The organism is Herbidospora sp. RD11066, assembly GCF_054661255.1.
The window spans coordinates 111074-127688 of sequence record NZ_BAAGDO010000006.1 but is presented as its reverse complement, the minus strand read 5'-3'; the positions used below and the strand labels follow the sequence as shown (position 1 = coordinate 127688).

Here is a 16615-nt window from a genome sequence, read left to right as displayed (position 1 = left end):
CATACCAGACTCGACACGTTAAGCCCGAGAAAACTGTCCGGAGCTGGTCAGCGGCGTTTTACGACCGGATTCACCCCGTTCACCACGTTGATAACGGGTGCTCCCCCGACGGCCGCCGCGAGGTTCCCGACCACACACTGGATCAGCCGTGTGGTCGACTGCGGGGTCACTCCGGCGGCGTGTGGAGAGAGCAGGAACCGGTCGCTCGACCGCAGTGGATCATCGGGCGGCAGCGGCTCGGTGACGAACACGTCGAGCGCCACCCCGGCCAGATGATCGGCCTCGACCAACGCCTTCTCGTCGACGATCCCGCCCCGGGCCGCGTTCACCAGGAACGAGCCGGGCTTCATCATCGCCAGCCGGGCGGCGTCGAACAGGCCCCGGGTCTCGGCGGCCAGCGCGACGACGATCACCACGATGTCGCTGGTTCTCACGAGGTCGTCCAGCCCTGCGTAGGTCGCGCCGTAGGTCTCCGATTTCTCGGTACGCGACCAGTACGTCACCTCGCACCCCATCGCCGTGAACATCCGGGCGCAGGCGGCTCCTATCGGGCCGAACCCGACCAGGCCGACCCGGCACGACGACAGTTCGCGCGGCTGGAGGGTGAGCTGCGGCCAGTTGCCCGCCCGCACGTCGGCGTCGCCCTGGACGAGCCGCCGGACCAGCGCGAACGCCGCCGCGACACACCACTCGGCCACCGCGATGGCGTTCACCCCCGCCGTGTTGGCGAGCGGGACCCCGGCGTCGGCGAGCGCGCCGAGGTCGTGCCCGTCGATCCCGACGGCGGGCTGCTGGACGAACGCCAGCCTCGGCGCCGCGGCGACCGCCTCGGCGTCCATCACGAGCTGGGAGCTCCAGTCGCCGACGACGATCTCGGCCTCCGGGAGGAGGTCGAACATCGCGGCCCGATCGCGGGATTCGGGGGTGACGACATCGATCCGGTCGCCCAGACCGGACAGGAGCCCGCGCATGGCGTCGGCGGGGAGAGGCGGCAGCGCCAGCAACCGCCAGGGACGCCCTAAGTCGGTCATGCGCTCAGACTGCCATGCCGCGCGCGACACGGCGCGACCGGGTTGCGGGTCGTTGCCGAATGTTGTTCTACTGGCCTCCGTGAGCATGGAGACGAGTGGCCCGCTTGCCGGAATCAAGGTGCTGGAACTGGCCGGACTCGCCCCCGGCCCGTTCGCCGGGATGATGCTGGCCGACCACGGCGCCGAGGTGCTGCGGGTCGACCGGGTCGCCGCGGTGACCGACAAACCTCGTCGCGACGTGATGGACCGGGGCAAACGCTCGATCGGGCTCGACCTGAAGTCGCCCGAGGGCGTGGCGGCGTTCCTGGAGCTGGCCCGGCACGCCGACGCGGTGATCGAGGTCTTCCGTCCGGGGGTGGCCGAGCGGCTCGGGATCGGGCCCGCCGACGTCCACGCCGTGAACGAACGCCTGGTCTACGGCCGCCTCACCGGCTGGGGCCAAGACGGGCCGCTCGCGACCCGGGCCGGGCACGACATCGACTACATCGCGATCTCCGGGGTGCTCTCCCAGCTCGGCCGGGCCGGTGAGAAGCCGACGCCGCCGATCAACCTGCTGGGCGACTTCGCGGGTGGGGGGCTGATGCTGGCGTACGGGATCCTGCTCGCCCTGCTCGAACGCGAGCGCACCGGCCGGGGCCGCGTGGTCGACGCCGCCATGGTCGACGGGGCCGCGCTGCTGTTCTCGATGTTCTACTCGCTGACCCAGTCGGGCTTCTGGGGTCCCCGGGGCACCAACCTCCTCGACGGCGGGGCGGCGATGTACGACACGTACGAGACCAAGGACGGAAAGTTCATGGCGGTCGGCGCCCTGGAACCCCAGTTCTACGCGGAACTCCTTCGTGGATTGGAACTGGCGGAGCCGCCCGCCCAGAACGACCCGGGGCTCCGCGACCGGCTCACCGAGGCGTTCAAGAGCCGCACCCGCGCCGAGTGGGAGGCGGTCTTCGCCGACTCGGACGCCTGCGTCTCCCCCGTCCTGGAGATGGCCGAGGCGCCCGACTACCCCCACAACGTGGCCAGGGGCACCTTCGTCGAGATCGGCGGCATGGCCCAGGCGGCGCCCGCGCCCCGCCTGCTCGGCGCCGGAACGAGCGACCTCGCCCCCGCGACCCGCCTCGACGACCTCACCGCGTGGGGCCTGTCCGAGGAGACCTCGACCCACCTGCGAGCGAAAGGACTCCTGTCCTGATGGACCTGCTGGAGGCCCTCTACACGACCCGCGCCATGCGCAGGGTCAAGCCCGACCCGATCCCCCTCAACGTGCAGCACCGGATCATGGACGCCGCCGTGCGCGCCCCCAGCGGCGGCAACGCCCAGGGCTGGCGGTTCCTGCTGGTCGACGACCCGTCGGTCAAAGACCAGCTCGCCCCGCTCTACCAGGACGCCCTGGGCCGCCTCTACTCCGGCCACTACAAGGAGCGGCGCGAGGTCGCCGAGGCCAACGGCGACCAGCGGACCCTGAACGTGCTGAAGTCGTCGCAGCACCTGGCCGACCACTTCGCCGAATATCCGCTGCTGCTGTTCGCCTTCACCCGCAACGACCCCAGCGGCGGCTCGATCTACCCCTCGGTCTGGAACGCCCAGCTCGCCGCCCGGGGCCACGGCGTCGGCACCGCCCTGACCACGGTGTTAGGCCTGTTCCACGGCGCCGAGGCGATGAAGATCCTCGGTGTGCCCGAGGGCAAGGGCTGGGAACTCGCCTGTACGGTCACCTTCGGCTACCCCACCGGCAGGTGGGGCGTGGCTCCCAGGCGGCCCGTCCACGAGGTGAGCTACCGCAACCAGTGGGGCGAACCGGTCGGCTTCGAGAACGACGAACCGCTCTGGACCTACCCGGCGGCCTCGGAGTAGTTGGGCCGGGCCGCGACGTAGAGATCGACGCCGCCCTGGTGGTGGACCTCCAGGTCGGTCGTGAACGACCGCTGGTCGGGGTGCTGCCAGAGGTACTGCCAGGCCTCGATCAGGGTCTGCGGCAGCGGGCCGCGCACCTCCAGGTGAAGGCTGGGCACCCCCGGCACCCGGACCGCCACCATGCCCTCGGGTAGCCTTGCCGCCGTGTGTACCGCCATGCCGATGATCTGGGTATATGCCCCGTTATGGTCGCTCTCGTAGTCGGTCAGTACGGCGTAGATGTTCTCGTCGACCCGTCCCGGCACGTGGGCGAAGGCACCTGGAGCACCCGCGCGCTGCCACAGACCCGGCAGCAGCGCGCGCTCCGGGTCGCCTTCGGCGGCGTTGGTGGTGCGGATGGCGTATCCCACGACGAGCAACTCGGGCCGGTCGGCAATGATCAAGATCGTTCCCCTCGACGAATGGTGATCAGCCGCAATCTTATGTTTCCCCACTAGTCTGGACAGACGTGCGATTCCTCAACGACATGACCCCGCCGTACGACCTCACCTACAGCGACGTCTTCATGGTCCCTTCGAGGTCGGACGTGGGGTCGCGGCTCGCCGTCGACCTGTCCTCCCCCGACGGCACCGGCACGACCATCCCGATCGTGGTGGCCAACATGACCGCCGTCGCCGGCCGCCGGATGGCCGAGACCGTCGCCCGGCGCGGCGGCATCACCGTCATCCCGCAGGACATCCCGATCGACGTCGTCTCCGACGTCATCTCGTGGGTGAAAAGCCGTGACCTCGTCCACGACACGCCGATCACGCTGACCGCCCACGACACCGTCGGCGAGGCGCTGACCCTGCTGTCGAAGCGGGCCCACGGCGCGGTCATCGTGGTCGACCTCGACAACCGTCCGGTCGGCGTGGCGACCGAGGCCGACTGCCAGGGCGTCGATATGTTCACCCAGCTCGGCGAGGTGATGACCCCCTCGCCGCAGGTGCTGACGGCCGGAGTCGACCCGCAGACCGCGTTCGACCTGCTGCACGACCGCCGCCACAAGCTCGCCCCGGTCGTCGACGGCGAGGGCCGTCTCGTGGGCGTGATGACCCGCACCAACGCGCTGCGCGCCACCCTCTACCAGCCCGCCGTCGACGCCTCCGGCCGCCTGCGGATCGCCGCCGCCGTCGGCATCAACGGCGACGTCGCCGCCAAGGCCAAGGAACTGGTGGACGCGGGGGCCGACGTGCTCGTCGTCGACACCGCCCACGGCCACCAGGAGAAGATGCTCGCCGCGCTGCGGGCCGTCCGGGCGCTGGACCCGGGCGTGCCGATCGCGGCCGGGAACGTGGTGACCGCCGAGGGCGTGCGCGACCTGGTCGAGGCCGGGGCCGACATCGTCAAGGTCGGCGTCGGGCCGGGCGCGATGTGCACCACCCGGATGATGACCGGCGTCGGGCGCCCGCAGTTCTCCGCCGTCCTCGAGTGCTCCCGCGAGGCCCGCAGGCTCGGCCGCCACGTGTGGGCCGACGGCGGCGTGCGCCACCCGCGTGACGTCGCGCTGGCGCTGGCCGCCGGGGCGTCGAACGTGATGATCGGCTCGTGGTTCGCCGGGACGTACGAGTCGCCGGGAGACACCCGTACCGCCGCCGACGGCCGCCGCTACAAGGAGAACTTCGGCATGGCCTCGGCCCGCGCGGTCAAGCTCCGCACCGCGGAGGACACCCCGTTCGACCGCGCCCGCAAGGCGCTGTTCGAGGAGGGCATCTCCACCTCGCGCATGTACCTCGACCCGGCCCGCCCGGGTGTGGAGGACCAGATCGACGCCATCGTGGCCGGCCTTCGATCCTCCTGTACGTACGCCGGCGCCACCAGCCTGGAGGAGTTCCACGAGCGGGCGGTCGTCGGCGTGCAGAGCGCGTCGGGCTACAGCGAGGGCATGCCGCTCCACCAGAGCTGGTGACCCTGTTCGCGTGATTGGGCCGGCCGTGCGGGTAGAGGGCGGGTCTTCCACCGACTCACTGAGGAGAAGGCCCTGATGTACGAAACGCCCACGCACGGCCCGGCCATGCCTCTGGCGGACCGGCGCCTGCTCGTCAGCTTCGACCGTTACGCCGCCGCCCAGAAGACCGTCGACACGCTCTCGGACGCCGGTTTCCCGGTCCAGGAGATCGCCATCGTCGGCACCGACCTCCGCATGGAGGAGAAGGTGACCGGCCGTCTGACCAACGGCCGCGCGGCCTTAACCGGGGCCGTCAGCGGCGGCGTCTTCGGCCTCGTCGTCGGCCTGTTCCTGGGCCTGTTCACGACCACCACGACGACGTTCGTGGGCCTGGTCCTCTGGTCGATCCTCTGGGGCGCCGTCGCGGGCGCGGCCTTCGGCTTCACCAGCCACATGTTCCAGGGCGGCGTCCGCGACTTCACCAGCCGCAACTCGATCGTGGCCGGGCGGTACGACGTCCTGGTGACGGCGAGCGTCTGGGAGCGTGCGCAGACCATCGTCCAGAGCGGCCTCGCCCCGGCGGACACGGTCGTCGTCCCCCGTCCCCCGAGTGCGGGCACGGTCCCGCCCGCGACCTCCGACGGCATGACGGCCGAACACGAGATCCCGGCCCAGCGCCGAGCCGAGGAATCGGACGCGGCCACCAAGGGCCGTTGAGCTCTCGGTAAGAGGCGGTATCCCGAAATTTCGTTACATGACTATCAGCGGGCGCGCTGCTGACTTCGTACCGGAAATGTCAGGACCTGAGCCACAGCGGTCGCGAGACGGGGGTTCGCGCAGGTCGGCGAGCCAGTGGCGGGGAGGCGGCGACACGCCCGGCGGGGCGTGCGGGGGGACCGGTAGAGTTCTGCGGTCCGGCCCGCAGAGGGGTCGGTGGCCGGTCGGGGGCGGCGCGTCGCTTCGGCCGGTGTGTCCGGGCGTTCCGAGCGGCGCGCCAAATGAAACTAGGAGACCCACCGTGGCACTCGAGAAGCCCGAGATCGACTTTCCCGAGGGTAACCCGCCCGCCGACCTGGAGATCGTCGACCTGGCCGTCGGCGACGGACCCGAGGCCAAGCCGGGGCACACCGTGAGCGTGCACTACGTCGGCGTCGCGTTCTCGACCGGCGAGGAGTTCGACGCGTCGTGGAACCGCGGCGACACCTTCCAGTTCCCGCTCGGCGGCGGCCGCGTCATCGCCGGCTGGGACCAGGGCGTGGCCGGCATGAAGGTCGGCGGACGCCGCCGCCTCACGATCCCGCCGCACCTGGGCTACGGCAACCGGGGCGCCGGCGCCGCCATCAAGCCCGGTGAGACCCTCATCTTCGTCGTCGACCTGCTCGGCGTGAACTGACGTTCGCCTGGTCGTCACGGCCCGGTCCCCGCAAGGCGGCCGGGCCGTGGCATTGGAAGGGCCGGTACGGCAGGATTACGGTGTGTTGCTGATCGATCTTGCCAGGACCTCCGCGGCCGTGGCCGCCGATTCGGCCCGGCTGGCGAAGATCCGCCATCTGGCGGAACTGCTCGCCCGGGTGGGCCCGGAGGAGGCCGAGATCGCCATCGCCTACCTGTCGGGCGACCTCCCCCAACGCCAGATCGGCGTCGGCTGGCGCTCCCTCCAGGAGCTCCCCGAACCCCGCCTCGCCGCCACCGCCACCCTCACCCAGATCGACGCCTTCCTCGAACGCATCAAGGCCCAGTCGGGCCCCGGCTCCCAGAGCGCCCGCCGCACCCTCATCACCGAGCTGTTCGGCGCCGCGACCCGCCAGGAACAGGCCTTCCTCGGCCGCCTCCTGACGGGCGAACTCCGCCAGGGCGCCCTCGACGGCGTCATGATCGAGGCCATCGCCAAAGCCGCCGACGTCCCTTCCGCCGAGGTACGCCGCGCGCTCATGCTCCGCGGCTGGTTGCCCGCCGTGGGAGCGGCCGCGCTGTCGGGTGGCGTGACGGCGCTGCGCGACTTCCACCTGGAGGTCGGCCGCCCGGTGGCCCCGATGCTGGCCTCCAGCGCCCCCACGGTGACCGCCGCCCTGGAGAAGATCGGCGGCCCCGGCGCGATCGAGTGGAAGCTCGACGGCATCCGTGTCCAGGCCCATCGCTCGGGCGACGACGTGCGCGTCTTCACCCGGACCCTCGACGACATCACCGAGCAGGTCCCCGAACTGGTCGAGGCGGTGCGGGGCCTGGCCGCGACCGACATCGTGCTCGACGGCGAGGTCATCGCGCTGCGCGAAGACGCCACCCCCCTCCCCTTCCAGGTGACCTCGGCCCGCGTGGCGACCAAGGTCGGCCCGCGCGAGGTGCCGCTGAGCGTCTTCTTCTTCGACGCCCTGCGCGTCGACGGCGCCGACCTGCTCGACCTCCCCGACGCCGACCGCCACGCCGCCCTGACGGCCGCCGTGCCCCCCTCCTTGATCACCCCCCGACTGGTCACCTCGGACGCCGAGGAGGGCGAGGAGTTCTTCGCCGAGGCGGTACGGGCCGGTCACGAGGGCGTGGTGGTCAAGGCACCGTCGACGGTGTACGCGGCCGGGCGGCGCGGGGCCGGGTGGATCAAGGTCAAGCCCCGGCACACGCTCGACCTGGTGGTGCTGGCGGCCGAGTGGGGACATGGTCGGCGCGAGGGGAAGCTGTCGAACCTGCACCTGGGGGCGTACGACCCGGAGACGGGCGGGTTCGTCATGCTCGGCAAGACGTTCAAGGGCCTGACCGACGAGCTGCTGGCCTGGCAGACGGAACGCTTCCTTGACCTGGCCGATGGGCCTGTGACGGAGTGGATGGTCCCGCTCAAGCCGGAACTGGTCGTGGAGATCGCCTTCGACGGGGTACAGCGATCGACGCGATACGAAGGGGGCATGGCGCTGCGCTTCGCCAGGGTGCTGCGCTACCGCCCGGACAAGCGCGCGGAAGACGCCGACAACGTCTCCTCGGTACGCGCCCTGCTACCCCCGGCCTGACCTGCCTTTTAGAGGTCGACCCGTCTCGGGGGTCCGGCGCGGTCCCACGCAGGCGGGCTTCGCGTGCACGAACTTCGGCATGCGCAGACCGCTCTTGACCATGAGTCGTTCTCGTTGCCGGGCTGAGGGCGCGCGGCCGGTTGGCGCCGGTTACGGGGCGGGCGACCAGAGGTGGGCGGTGCCGGGGTGGGCGGAGCCGTAACGGAAAGAAGTCTTGGATTACTTGATCAGCCGGACGGTCAGCGGGTAGCGGAACTCGCCGTCGGCCAGGGCCGAGGCGCCGCCGACGACCGAGAGGACGATGCCCAGGACCCAGAACAGCGGGACCAGCACGATGCCGACGATCGTGAACGGGAGCAGGATCGTCGCGCCGAAGACCGTGAGGTGGAAGTTGAGCGCCTCCATGGCGTGGCGGCGGACGTAGGGCGAGGTGCGGCCGGCGGTCAGGAGCAGGATGAGGGGGCCGACGACGAACAGTCCGGTCAGGGTGATCAGGTGGGCGGCGGCGCCGGCCACGCGGTCGGTCGCGTCGAGGGCGCGGGCCGGTTCGTCGTGGGGCTTCGGGTAGGCCATCGCCGCGGGCGTGCGGTTGTAGAGGTCGGCCATGATGGGCATCAGGTCGGCGTGGGTCTGCGCGGTCATCGCGTGGTCGAGCCGGAAATCCATCTCGTCTTTGTCGAGGCGGCCCTCGGCGTAGGCTGCCTTGACGTGCTCGACGACCTGGTCGCGGTCGGCGTCGGTGACGCGGAGCTGGGCGGGCGGCACGGGGCCGCGTCCCGGCATTGCAGGTGAGAACGACGCCGCCATGAAACCCTGCCTTCTCCGAAGAAACGTGACCTTTTCGAGTCTGCCTCTTCCCATACTGGCCGACGGATCGACGAAGAAGAATCGGGGATGACCCCGACGCGCCCCGGAGATACGCCAGAGGGGCGCGCGATGCCCGATCGGACGGTATACAAGGGGTATGAGATGGCGTGACCGCTACGGACTCCGTCGTAACCGAGGTCCGAAAGTGCAGCGTTTCGACCGGGAAGCGACGGATCAGGACATCGAGGCCCTGATCGAGTTCGCGAAGTCCCGCGTCGGCGTGGAGTTCTACGTCGAACCGGAAACCTTCGCCACCGACACCACCGCCGTCGCGGTCGCCCACGACGGAGAGTGGACACGCCGCCGGGTCGGCTCCCCCGCGGTCATCAGAAAGGTCGCCCACAACCTGCGTCTCCCCGTTTACGACGTGCAGCTGACCGGATATCCGGCCCGAATGCGCGCCTACAACGAACGCCGCCGCCAGGCGGGCGAGGTCTGAACCGGGTTCGCCACCATCACGGAGGCAGACCCGGTTTTCCTTTTCCCCGCCATTTCACGGGCACCTGCTTCCGCTCCGACCTGCGTTCACCCTGGACCACCTGAATACGGGCACCCCATCGACGCGCCGCCAAGGCCTGCCGCGAGCAGGGACCGTCGGCTTCCTCTCAGCTCCCGTCGCGGGAGACGGGGTCCGGGGCCCATGTGTTCCCTTTGCGGCGACTGGGCTTCTACGGCGCAGGGATCCCAGCGGCCCTCGTCTCCTCACAGGACCGAGCACCATGTTCGGCCCTCTCCCCCGTTCGATCCCTTGGCCCGGACCATAAGCGGCAGTGCTCGGGAAACCCTCTTCGCACATAAGTCCTCCGGCGCCGGCCCTCGGCGCGGCGGTGCTCAGGAAACCCTCTTCGCACACGAGTCCGCCACCGCTGGCCCTCCGCGCGGCAGTTCTTCACGCGACAGCCACACACTGCAGATCTCCTTGAGACGGCTCCACGCGATGACCTCCCCTTGCAGCTCCTACCAAATGAGCATCAGCGGTCTCGACGACGGTGCGGCGAGGTGCATCACCTGTGAGCAGCCCGAGTGCCCGGGTCATTTTGTTAGGACCTCTTAGCGACTGCGCGGGACGTGCGCGATGGCGCTCACGTGACGGCTCCTTGTCGGTTCGTCCCTCAGAGATGGGGCAGGCGGTCGGGGTCGGCGATGCGTTGCAGGAGCGGGGTGAACCAGCTCATCAGCGGTGGGCCCATCTCTCTGTCGAGTTGTTCCGGCGTCGGCATGCGTTCGCCCACGTCTTCCGGGGTCAGAAGGCGCGCGATGGCCTCCGTCAGGATCAGGGCCATCGTGTAGCGCGGCTCTGCTTCCAACGCTCGGTCGAGGGCCATCGACGCGAGGGCGCAGTCGCCCACTCTCCACGCCGACGCCGCGAGCAGGGACGCCGCCGGGGTGACCAGGTGCGGCGACAGCCGACAGGTCAGGTCGCGCCACAGTGCCAGGTGGGCGGGGCGCTCGTCGATGAGGGTCCAGGCCTCGTCGCGGACGCGGATCATCCACAGCGCGAGGCCCAGCCGGGCCGCGTCGTCGTCGGACAACCGGCCGCCGCGTTCGTGCAGCTCGACGGCCGACCGCACTCGGGCGATCCCATCGGCCAGGTAGGCGCCAGGGTCGGCCTTCTCGACCCAGCTCCACAGCTCGCGTTCGGCCTGGTCGGTCGCCTGGTTCATGGCCGTGCGGGCGGGGCCGGTGACGGGGGCGACCGTGAGTTCGAGGGCCTGCCGGTCGGGGAGGGCGACCATGCCGCGGACCACCGCCTCGGCCGCGACGGGATGCGCTCCGGCGTCGTAGTGGACGCCGTCGGGCGGGCAGGGGTGCAGGTGGGACCAGTAGCGGCCCTCGTGGGTGCGTAACGCGTCGTGGACGGCGAGGCCCGTGGCCGACAGGAAGCGCACCGCCTCGTCGATCGCGGGGGCGGTCAGCACGGCGTCGCCGAAGGCGGCGACGATGGTGCCGTCGGCCTTCTCGCGGGCGAGCAGGGGCGCCAGGTCGTCGAGCGCGCCGGGGAGAAGTGGCAGGTCCCAGCGTGTCGCGACGCGGACGGCCACCTGTTCGAGGCCGATGACGACGAGACTGTCGGCGGGGTGGAAGCCGAGCAGATAGGGGATGGCCGCCAGGATGTCGGCCGGGGACGACAGGCGGAGCCGGTGATCGATGGGCATGGGGGCGATCGTGGTGTCGTACAGAAATTGAGAAACGGACATCGGCGTGGTTGTGGAAAACCGCGTTCGCTATGGGCATAGCTCTGGAAACCGCAAATGGAACCGCGCGGCATGGGACGGTTGTGCGTCGAGGGGAGCAGCGTTGACGGGCATGCGAGACGTTCCGGTCACCGATGGATGGTCCGGCCACGAGCGGGCCCGGTTGGAGAGCCTGCTGGCCGGAGAGACGGTCATCGTCAGCATGAACCGCCGCCGGGGGCATCCGAATCTCATCGCGTGGGCGCGGACCGAGGGCCTGTACGTCCGCATCGATACCCGCAGCGACTGGGCCAACCCCCACGAGAAGGACGACGCGTTGCGCGGCGAGCAGCTGCGCCGCTACGAGTCCTACCTGACCGGGCGTCCCGAACTGCTCGAACGCGTGCCGGAGCTGCGCGGCAAGGTGCTCGGGTGCTGGTGCGTGCCGGGGCCGTGTCACGGGCAGGTGCTCAAGCGGCTGGCCGGTGGCGTGGTGGCCAGGCCCGCGCTGTCCCGTGAGGAGCAGGCGGCGCTGACGGAGGCCGAGGCGGAGATCGAGTCGGCCGGGTCGGGCGGGCTCGGGCGCACCGGTCAGGCCCTCACGCGCATCCGTGACCTGCGGCTCTACCGCGCGACCTATTCCGGTTTCGACGACTACTGCCGCCAGCGCTGGGGCTTCACCCGCCACCACGCCAACCGGCAGATCGCGACCGCGGGGCTGATGGCCAACCTGGGCCGCAAGCCGGAACCGAGGCTTTCGGCGGTACGCGATCTCATGGGTGAACTCGACGGCGAGCCCACCCCCGAGGCGATCCGCCGCTGGATCGGCCTGATCGACGACGGGATCGCGGAGCTACAGGCGGTGCGGCGGCGGCTGGAAGGCCGGCTGCCCCGGCCCCTGAACTAGCATCCGGTCGCGCACCATCATCGCGGCGCCCGCGACGGCGCACGGCATCGCCACGATCGCGACGAACGGCACGAGGAACGTCACGAAGACGCCCACGCCGAAACCGAGCGACATGCCGCGGTTCTCCTTGATCACGGCGAACCGGTATTTCCGGCGGACCCCACGGCGTTCCATGGCGAGCGCGGTGAGCTCGACGGTCAGGAAATATCCGGACACGAGCGCGCCGATGACCGGGACGACCGTCTGTCCGACGAACGGGATGAACCCGAGGATGAACAGCGGAATCGTGAACAGGAGGACATAGCAGAGGGTGACCAGGCTGTCCTTGATCGATCGGGCGATGCCGAGCAGGAGGGGCGTGTCGTCCTCGTACACGGGCCCGCCGAGGCTCTCCTCGACCTGCTCGGAGACCTTCTCGTAGAACGGTTCGCCGATCGCCAGCGAGACGGCCGTGAACAGCACGATCGAGAGCACGACCCCGACGATGACGAGCAGGACCCCGATGAGGCCGCGGAAGAACTCCCGCCAGCCCCAGTCGTCGGCGAACGGCGTCATCCAGGCGGCGATGTCACCGGCGTTGGTGGCGAGCAGCACGAGCAGCCCGGCGAACAGCGCGAACGCGATCAGCGCGGGGATCAGCCCGAACAGCCACCAGCGGGGATGCCGGGCCATCCACCCGATCCCCCGCAAATAGAACCCGACACCTTCGAAGAACCCACCGGCCTGCTTCCGCACCGGCCCACCACCGACCATGAGCCCGAGGCTAGCGAATCCCCGCCCCACCCGCGATCTACCGAGTTGTACCGTTACGCCGGTCGCCATTCGCCATCACTCGACTACCTTGAGTAAAGTCCCGACCCGTGCGCGGAAGGGAGTTGTACGGATTCGAGATCGAGCCCGAGGTCCGAGCCTGGCTGACGGCGCTCAGCGACGGCGACTACAAGCGGGTCGATGAAGTCGCCGGGCTTCTCGCGGAGAGGGGCACCTCGCTGGGAGGCCCGTGGTCGGATCACTTGGAAGGGCCGATCTGGGAACTCCGCATCCGTCTTCACGGGATGGCGATCCGGGTAACGTATTGGTGTACTGCGGACGGGAGGCTCGTGCTCCTCACGGTCTTCCGCAAGACCAAACAGCACGATCAGCGTGAGATCGACCGGGCGGTGCGGGCGCAGAAGCTCTGCGAACGCGACCACCACGGGCGTGCCGTCGAGATCTTCGAGAGGCAGGTGTGATGACCGGCTACCACACCCGCTGGGTCCGTCCCCAGGAGCAGCCCGAGGACCCCGAGCGGATCGCCATCAGGGAGTGCCTGGCCTTCGGCAAGGCGCTCTACGACCGCCGCAACGAGCTCGGCCTCTCCGTGCCGGAACTCGCCGAACGGGCCGGGATGACCGCCGACGAGATCGAGTGCATCGAAGAGGGCGGCACCGCACCGACGGTGGCACTGCTCAGGCTCCTCGCGTCGGCGCTCGACGCGGACGTGCGCCTCACCGCCGGACACGACCTGGGCTCGGTCTGGTTCGAAGCCCACGCCGCCTGATCCCAAGAACGACAACTCGACGCCAACATAACCGTCACCACCGAGTACACCCTCGGCTCGGTCAGCCTCCAAGCCCACCGGATGAGTCCCACCCCCGCCTGACCTCAAGGGGGCGACCGCTATCCCCGGCTCCACAAGCCGGTGACCTCGACTCCCAGTTCGGCCAAGAGTCGGCGTACAAGAGGAAGCGAGATTCCCAGTACGTTGCCGTGGTCCCCCTCGATCCCCTCGACGAACCAGCCGCCCAAACCGTCGAGGGTGAAGGCCCCCGCCACGTGCAGCGGCTCGCCGCTCGCCACATAGGCCGCGATCTCCGCATCCGACGGTGTCCCGAAGCGGACCGTCGTCGCGCAGGTCTCGCCCACCTCGCGCCCCGACGCCACGTCGATCACGCTGTGCCCCGTCAGCAGGCGTCCGGTTCGTCCCCTCATGGAGAGCCACCGTTCCGTAGCCTCTTCGGCCGATGCCGGTTTCCCGTAGGCAACCCCGTCGAGTTCCAGCACCGAGTCGCAGCCGATCACCAGCGCGGGCCCGGACACCGTCTCGGCGACCGCTCTGGCCTTGGCTTTCGCCAGGACCAGGGCCAGGTCGGCGGGGGTCGGGGCGGTCACGACGGACTCGTCGACGCCGCTGACGATGACTTTGGGCTCCAGCCCGGCGGCGCGGAGAACGCCCAGGCGAGCGGGGGACGCGGAGGCGAGAATGAGCTCGGTCACGTCAGCCCACCTTAGTCCCGAAGTCGTTTTCAACGGCTGTCAACCGATATGCGGGCTGATGGTTAAGAGGGGTACCTTGTCCGGGTCGATCGGCGGCGGGGAGGCCACGTGGCGAAGGTGAGTGTCCGCGAAAGGGTGCGGTACTGGTTCGACAACACCATGTCCCGGGGAACCGGGGCGTTGCTGGGCTGGCTGGCCGCGTTCTGCGCGACGCTGATCGTCGGGGTCGGGCTGCTCGCCGTCTGGCTGACGCCGGGCGAGATCCAGAACGGGTACAAAGGGGCGATCTGGGCCTCGCTGATGCGGACGCTCAGCCCGGGCAAGATCGCCTCCGACGAGGGCACCGCGCCCTATCTGGCCATCATGCTCATCGCCTCGCTGGGCGGGCTGACCTTCGTCTCGCTGTTCGTCGGCCTGCTGTCGGCCGGGCTCAAGACCAAGGTCGAAGACCTGCGCAAGGGCCGGTCGCGGATCATCGAGTCGCAGCACACCGTCATCCTCGGGTGGTCCGACCAGGTTTTCACGATCGTCACTGAGCTGGTGAAGGCCCGCAACCACAAGTCGGTCATCTCCATCCTGGCCGACCGCGACAAGGTCGCCATGGAGGACGACCTGCGCGACCGCATCCCGGACACGAGGAAGACCCGCATCGTGTGCCGGACCGGCCGGCCCACCGAGTCGGCCGACCTCGACCTCATGAACCTCGGCGCGGCCAAGTCGATCGTGGTGCTGTCGCCCTCGGGCGAGGATCCGGACGCCCACGTCATCAAGACCCTGCTCGCGCTGGCCAAGCGCCGGGGTGACCATCCCCCGGTCGTCGCGGCGATCGCCGACTCGGGCAACATGGCCGCGGCGCGGCTCGCGGGCGGACCGGGCGTGCACCTGGTCGACTCCGACGACACGGCGGCGCGGCTCATCGTGCAGTCGTCGCGGCAGTCGGGCATGTCGGTCGTGTGCATGGACCTGCTCGACTTCGAGGACGGGGAGATCTATCTCCGCTCGGTGCCGTCGCTGAGCGGAAAGACGTACAGCCAGGCTCTGACGGCTTTTGAGACCGCCACCGTCATCGGCCTGCGGCGGAGAACCGGCGTGGAGCTGAACCCGCCGATGGACACGGCGATCGCCGAAGGCGACGACGTCATCGTCATCGCCCAGGACAACGTCTCGATCCGGCTCGCGCCGAAGGCGCCGGAGATCGACGAGACGGCGATCGTGCACGCGGGCCGCACCAGGCTGGAGCCCGAGCGGACGCTGGTGCTCGGGTGGAACGGCCGCGCGAACACGATCGTGCGGTATCTCGACGGTTACGTGGCGCCCGGTTCGGTGCTCGACGTGGCGGCCGGGCACCCCGACGCGGGCGCGAACCTGGCCGGGCTGCACAACCTCACGCTGAACGTGAAGGAGTGCGACACCACCGACCGCTACGCCCTCGAAGCCCTCGGCGTGGGGATCTACCAGCACGTCATCGTCCTGTCGGACGACCGCTTCGAGGCCCACCACGCCGACACGCGCACGCTGATGTCACTGCTGCAGCTGCGCGACATGCAGACGGTCATGCACGAGCGCTACTCGATCGTCAGCGAGATGCACGACGAGACCAACAGGGAACTCGCCGAGGTCACCGAGGCCGACGACATCGTCATCAGCGACACCGTCATCGGCCTGCTGCTCGCGCAGCTCGCCGAGAACCGGCACCTGTCCGAGGTGTTCGGCTACCTCTTCGACTCCCGCGGCTCGGAGATCTATCCGAGGCCGGCGGGCGACTACGTCACCGAGGGCCGTCCCGTCACGTTCGCGACGGTGATCGAATCGGCCCGCCGCAGGGGCGAGACGGCCATCGGCTACCGGCGGGCGGCCCGCGTCAACGAACCGCCCCACTTCGGCGTTGTGCTCAATCCGGCCAAATCGGCCGAGCTCGTTTTCGAGGCCGGTGACAAGGTGATAGTGCTGGCGGAGCGTTAGACGCGCTGGCCCCGCTGCGGCTTCGACTTCGGCTTGGCGCCGCCCTGCTGCGCGCCACCGAAGATCCCGCCGAGGACACCGCTGAGCATGTCGCCGAAGCTGGTCGTGCTCATCGCCGACTCCTGGCGACGCAGCTCGCGCGCCATGGCGGTGGCGTCCATGTGGTTCTCGTCGATCCGGTGGGCCATCATGGCCATCGCCATCGGCGCGACCATGGCCATCATCTTCATGATGGCGCCCGGGTTCATCCCCATGAACTGGGCGATGCCCTCAGCGGCCTGCTTGCTGCCGGGAACCCCGAGGACGTGGGCCAGGATGCGCTGGCCGTCCTGGTCGTTCGCCAGGCCGGCGACGTCCCGGAAGGGGTCGGCGGCCGAGTGGTCGTCCATGGCGGTCCGCAGCGACTGCGCGCCCTTGGGCTCGCCGCAGTTGCGGGCCATGCCGCAGATGACGGTGGCCAGACAGGCCTGGATGGCCGGCTTGGCGTTCTCGGCGTCGGTCCCCAGCAGGGACGCCATCTGCTGGATCCCCTGCGGGCCCAGCTTGCTGATGATCTCTTCGTGCATCGACTGACTCGACTGACTCACGGTCGGTTCTCCCCCGTTTCAGAAGTGTTCCGCGAGTGATCTGCCCGGCCCGATTTA

Annotated in this window: 18 protein-coding genes; 11 read left to right on the top strand and 7 right to left on the bottom strand. The window is 69.8% G+C overall.

All coding sequences use genetic code 11. The features are described 5' to 3' along the window. Nucleotides 1-47 precede the first annotated feature (47 nt). On the bottom strand, nt 48-1031 hold the full coding sequence (locus ACYQ78_RS23475) for a 2-hydroxyacid dehydrogenase (protein ID WP_459803041.1): 984 nt from the start codon (nt 1029-1031) through the stop codon (nt 48-50). Nucleotides 1032-1116: 85 nt separating this feature from the next. Here ACYQ78_RS23475 and ACYQ78_RS23470 point away from each other — a divergent pair, with 85 nt between their 5' ends. After that, entirely contained in the window at nt 1117-2220 is a 1104-nt protein-coding gene (locus ACYQ78_RS23470; RefSeq protein ID WP_459803377.1) for a CaiB/BaiF CoA transferase family protein, read from the top strand. Next, nucleotides 2220-2882: a nitroreductase family protein gene (locus ACYQ78_RS23465; protein WP_459803040.1), complete on the top strand. Its 663-nt coding sequence runs from the start codon at nt 2220-2222 to the stop codon at nt 2880-2882. Before ACYQ78_RS23470 ends, ACYQ78_RS23465 begins: the two co-directional genes overlap by 1 nt. Here ACYQ78_RS23465 and ACYQ78_RS23460 read toward each other — a convergent pair. Beyond that, nucleotides 2861-3325 carry a GyrI-like domain-containing protein gene (locus ACYQ78_RS23460; protein ID WP_459803039.1) on the bottom strand — a complete coding sequence of 155 codons (465 nt, stop codon included), beginning with the start codon at nt 3323-3325 and terminating at the stop codon, nt 2861-2863. The two genes, ACYQ78_RS23465 and ACYQ78_RS23460, sit on opposite strands and share 22 nt — an antisense overlap. Before the next feature lie 65 nt (nt 3326-3390). On the opposite strand from ACYQ78_RS23460, the gene ACYQ78_RS23455 reads away from it, so the two are divergent. From ACYQ78_RS23455 to ACYQ78_RS23440, 4 genes are all read left to right on the top strand, one after another. After that, nucleotides 3391-4830 (top strand): GuaB1 family IMP dehydrogenase-related protein, encoded by a 1440-nt coding sequence (locus tag ACYQ78_RS23455; protein ID WP_459803038.1) that lies wholly within the window; start codon nt 3391-3393, stop codon nt 4828-4830. 75 nt (nt 4831-4905) lie between these two features. Further along, a complete protein-coding gene (locus ACYQ78_RS23450; RefSeq protein WP_459803037.1) occupies nt 4906-5526 on the top strand; it encodes a YflT domain-containing protein in 621 nt (206 codons plus the stop codon). Between the two features lie 301 nt (nt 5527-5827). Next, nucleotides 5828-6202, top strand: a complete 375-nt coding sequence (locus tag ACYQ78_RS23445; RefSeq protein WP_459803036.1) for an FKBP-type peptidyl-prolyl cis-trans isomerase — start codon at nt 5828-5830, stop codon at nt 6200-6202. Nucleotides 6203-6284: 82 nt separating this feature from the next. Beyond that, on the top strand, nt 6285-7805 hold the full coding sequence (locus tag ACYQ78_RS23440) for an ATP-dependent DNA ligase (protein ID WP_459803035.1): 1521 nt from the start codon (nt 6285-6287) through the stop codon (nt 7803-7805). 219 nt (nt 7806-8024) lie between these two features. Here ACYQ78_RS23440 and ACYQ78_RS23435 read toward each other — a convergent pair whose 3' ends face one another. After that, nucleotides 8025-8612: a DUF4870 domain-containing protein gene (locus ACYQ78_RS23435; RefSeq protein ID WP_459803034.1), complete on the bottom strand. Its 588-nt coding sequence runs from the start codon at nt 8610-8612 to the stop codon at nt 8025-8027. 157 nt (nt 8613-8769) lie between these two features. Here ACYQ78_RS23435 and ACYQ78_RS23430 point away from each other — a divergent pair, with 157 nt between their 5' ends. Further along, nucleotides 8770-9111 (top strand): hypothetical protein, encoded by a 342-nt coding sequence (locus ACYQ78_RS23430; protein ID WP_459803033.1) that lies wholly within the window; start codon nt 8770-8772, stop codon nt 9109-9111. Between the two features lie 673 nt (nt 9112-9784). Here ACYQ78_RS23430 and ACYQ78_RS23425 read toward each other — a convergent pair. Then, nucleotides 9785-10828, bottom strand: coding sequence for a DUF4192 domain-containing protein (locus tag ACYQ78_RS23425; protein WP_459803032.1), 1044 nt, complete (start codon nt 10826-10828; stop codon nt 9785-9787). Nucleotides 10829-10979: 151 nt separating this feature from the next. Between ACYQ78_RS23425 and ACYQ78_RS23420 the strand changes: the two genes are divergently transcribed. Beyond that, the gene (locus ACYQ78_RS23420) at nt 10980-11753 is read left to right on the top strand and encodes a DUF4326 domain-containing protein (protein WP_459803031.1); all 774 of its coding nucleotides are present in this window, start codon (nt 10980-10982) and stop codon (nt 11751-11753) included. Here ACYQ78_RS23420 and ACYQ78_RS23415 read toward each other — a convergent pair. Further along, nucleotides 11700-12506, bottom strand: coding sequence for an EI24 domain-containing protein (locus ACYQ78_RS23415; protein ID WP_459803030.1), 807 nt, complete (start codon nt 12504-12506; stop codon nt 11700-11702). The two genes, ACYQ78_RS23420 and ACYQ78_RS23415, sit on opposite strands and share 54 nt — an antisense overlap. A 107-nt stretch (nt 12507-12613) precedes the next feature. On the opposite strand from ACYQ78_RS23415, the gene ACYQ78_RS23410 reads away from it, so the two are divergent. Together ACYQ78_RS23410 and ACYQ78_RS23405 are read left to right on the top strand one after the other, a co-directional pair. Next, complete coding sequence (locus ACYQ78_RS23410) at nt 12614-12985, top strand: type II toxin-antitoxin system RelE/ParE family toxin (RefSeq protein WP_459803029.1); 372 nt, start codon at nt 12614-12616, stop codon at nt 12983-12985. Next, entirely contained in the window at nt 12985-13293 is a 309-nt protein-coding gene (locus tag ACYQ78_RS23405) for a helix-turn-helix domain-containing protein (protein WP_459803028.1), read from the top strand. Before ACYQ78_RS23410 ends, ACYQ78_RS23405 begins: the two co-directional genes overlap by 1 nt. A 119-nt stretch (nt 13294-13412) precedes the next feature. On the opposite strand, the gene ACYQ78_RS23400 is transcribed toward ACYQ78_RS23405, so the two are convergent. After that, nucleotides 13413-14009 carry a Maf family protein gene (locus ACYQ78_RS23400; RefSeq protein ID WP_459803027.1) on the bottom strand — a complete coding sequence of 199 codons (597 nt, stop codon included), beginning with the start codon at nt 14007-14009 and terminating at the stop codon, nt 13413-13415. A 108-nt stretch (nt 14010-14117) separates the two neighbouring features. Here ACYQ78_RS23400 and ACYQ78_RS23395 point away from each other — a divergent pair, with 108 nt between their 5' ends. Continuing rightward, nucleotides 14118-15971, top strand: coding sequence for a CASTOR/POLLUX-related putative ion channel (locus ACYQ78_RS23395; RefSeq protein WP_459803026.1), 1854 nt, complete (start codon nt 14118-14120; stop codon nt 15969-15971). On the opposite strand, the gene ACYQ78_RS23390 is transcribed toward ACYQ78_RS23395, so the two are convergent. Further along, on the bottom strand, nt 15968-16558 hold the full coding sequence (locus ACYQ78_RS23390) for a DUF937 domain-containing protein (RefSeq protein WP_459803025.1): 591 nt from the start codon (nt 16556-16558) through the stop codon (nt 15968-15970). The two genes, ACYQ78_RS23395 and ACYQ78_RS23390, sit on opposite strands and share 4 nt — an antisense overlap. Between the last annotated feature and the right edge of the window lie 57 nt (nt 16559-16615).

What these genes read in the sequence shown, in the direction of transcription:
- ACYQ78_RS23465 (WP_459803040.1), top strand. Translation starts at nt 2,220, where the DNA reads ATGGACCTGCTGGAGGCCCTCTACACGACCCGCGCCATGCGCAGGGTC.
- ACYQ78_RS23405 (WP_459803028.1), top strand. Translation starts at nt 12,985, where the DNA reads ATGACCGGCTACCACACCCGCTGGGTCCGTCCCCAGGAGCAGCCCGAG.
- ACYQ78_RS23470 (WP_459803377.1), top strand. Translation starts at nt 1,117, where the DNA reads ATGGAGACGAGTGGCCCGCTTGCCGGAATCAAGGTGCTGGAACTGGCC.
- ACYQ78_RS23415 (WP_459803030.1), bottom strand. Translation starts at nt 12,506, where the DNA reads ATGGTCGGTGGTGGGCCGGTGCGGAAGCAGGCCGGTGGGTTCTTCGAA.
- ACYQ78_RS23450 (WP_459803037.1), top strand. Translation starts at nt 4,906, where the DNA reads ATGTACGAAACGCCCACGCACGGCCCGGCCATGCCTCTGGCGGACCGG.
- ACYQ78_RS23430 (WP_459803033.1), top strand. Translation starts at nt 8,770, where the DNA reads ATGAGATGGCGTGACCGCTACGGACTCCGTCGTAACCGAGGTCCGAAA.
- ACYQ78_RS23475 (WP_459803041.1), bottom strand. Translation starts at nt 1,031, where the DNA reads ATGACCGACTTAGGGCGTCCCTGGCGGTTGCTGGCGCTGCCGCCTCTC.
- ACYQ78_RS23420 (WP_459803031.1), top strand. Translation starts at nt 10,980, where the DNA reads ATGCGAGACGTTCCGGTCACCGATGGATGGTCCGGCCACGAGCGGGCC.
- ACYQ78_RS23435 (WP_459803034.1), bottom strand. Translation starts at nt 8,612, where the DNA reads ATGGCGGCGTCGTTCTCACCTGCAATGCCGGGACGCGGCCCCGTGCCG.
- ACYQ78_RS23425 (WP_459803032.1), bottom strand. Translation starts at nt 10,828, where the DNA reads ATGCCCATCGATCACCGGCTCCGCCTGTCGTCCCCGGCCGACATCCTG.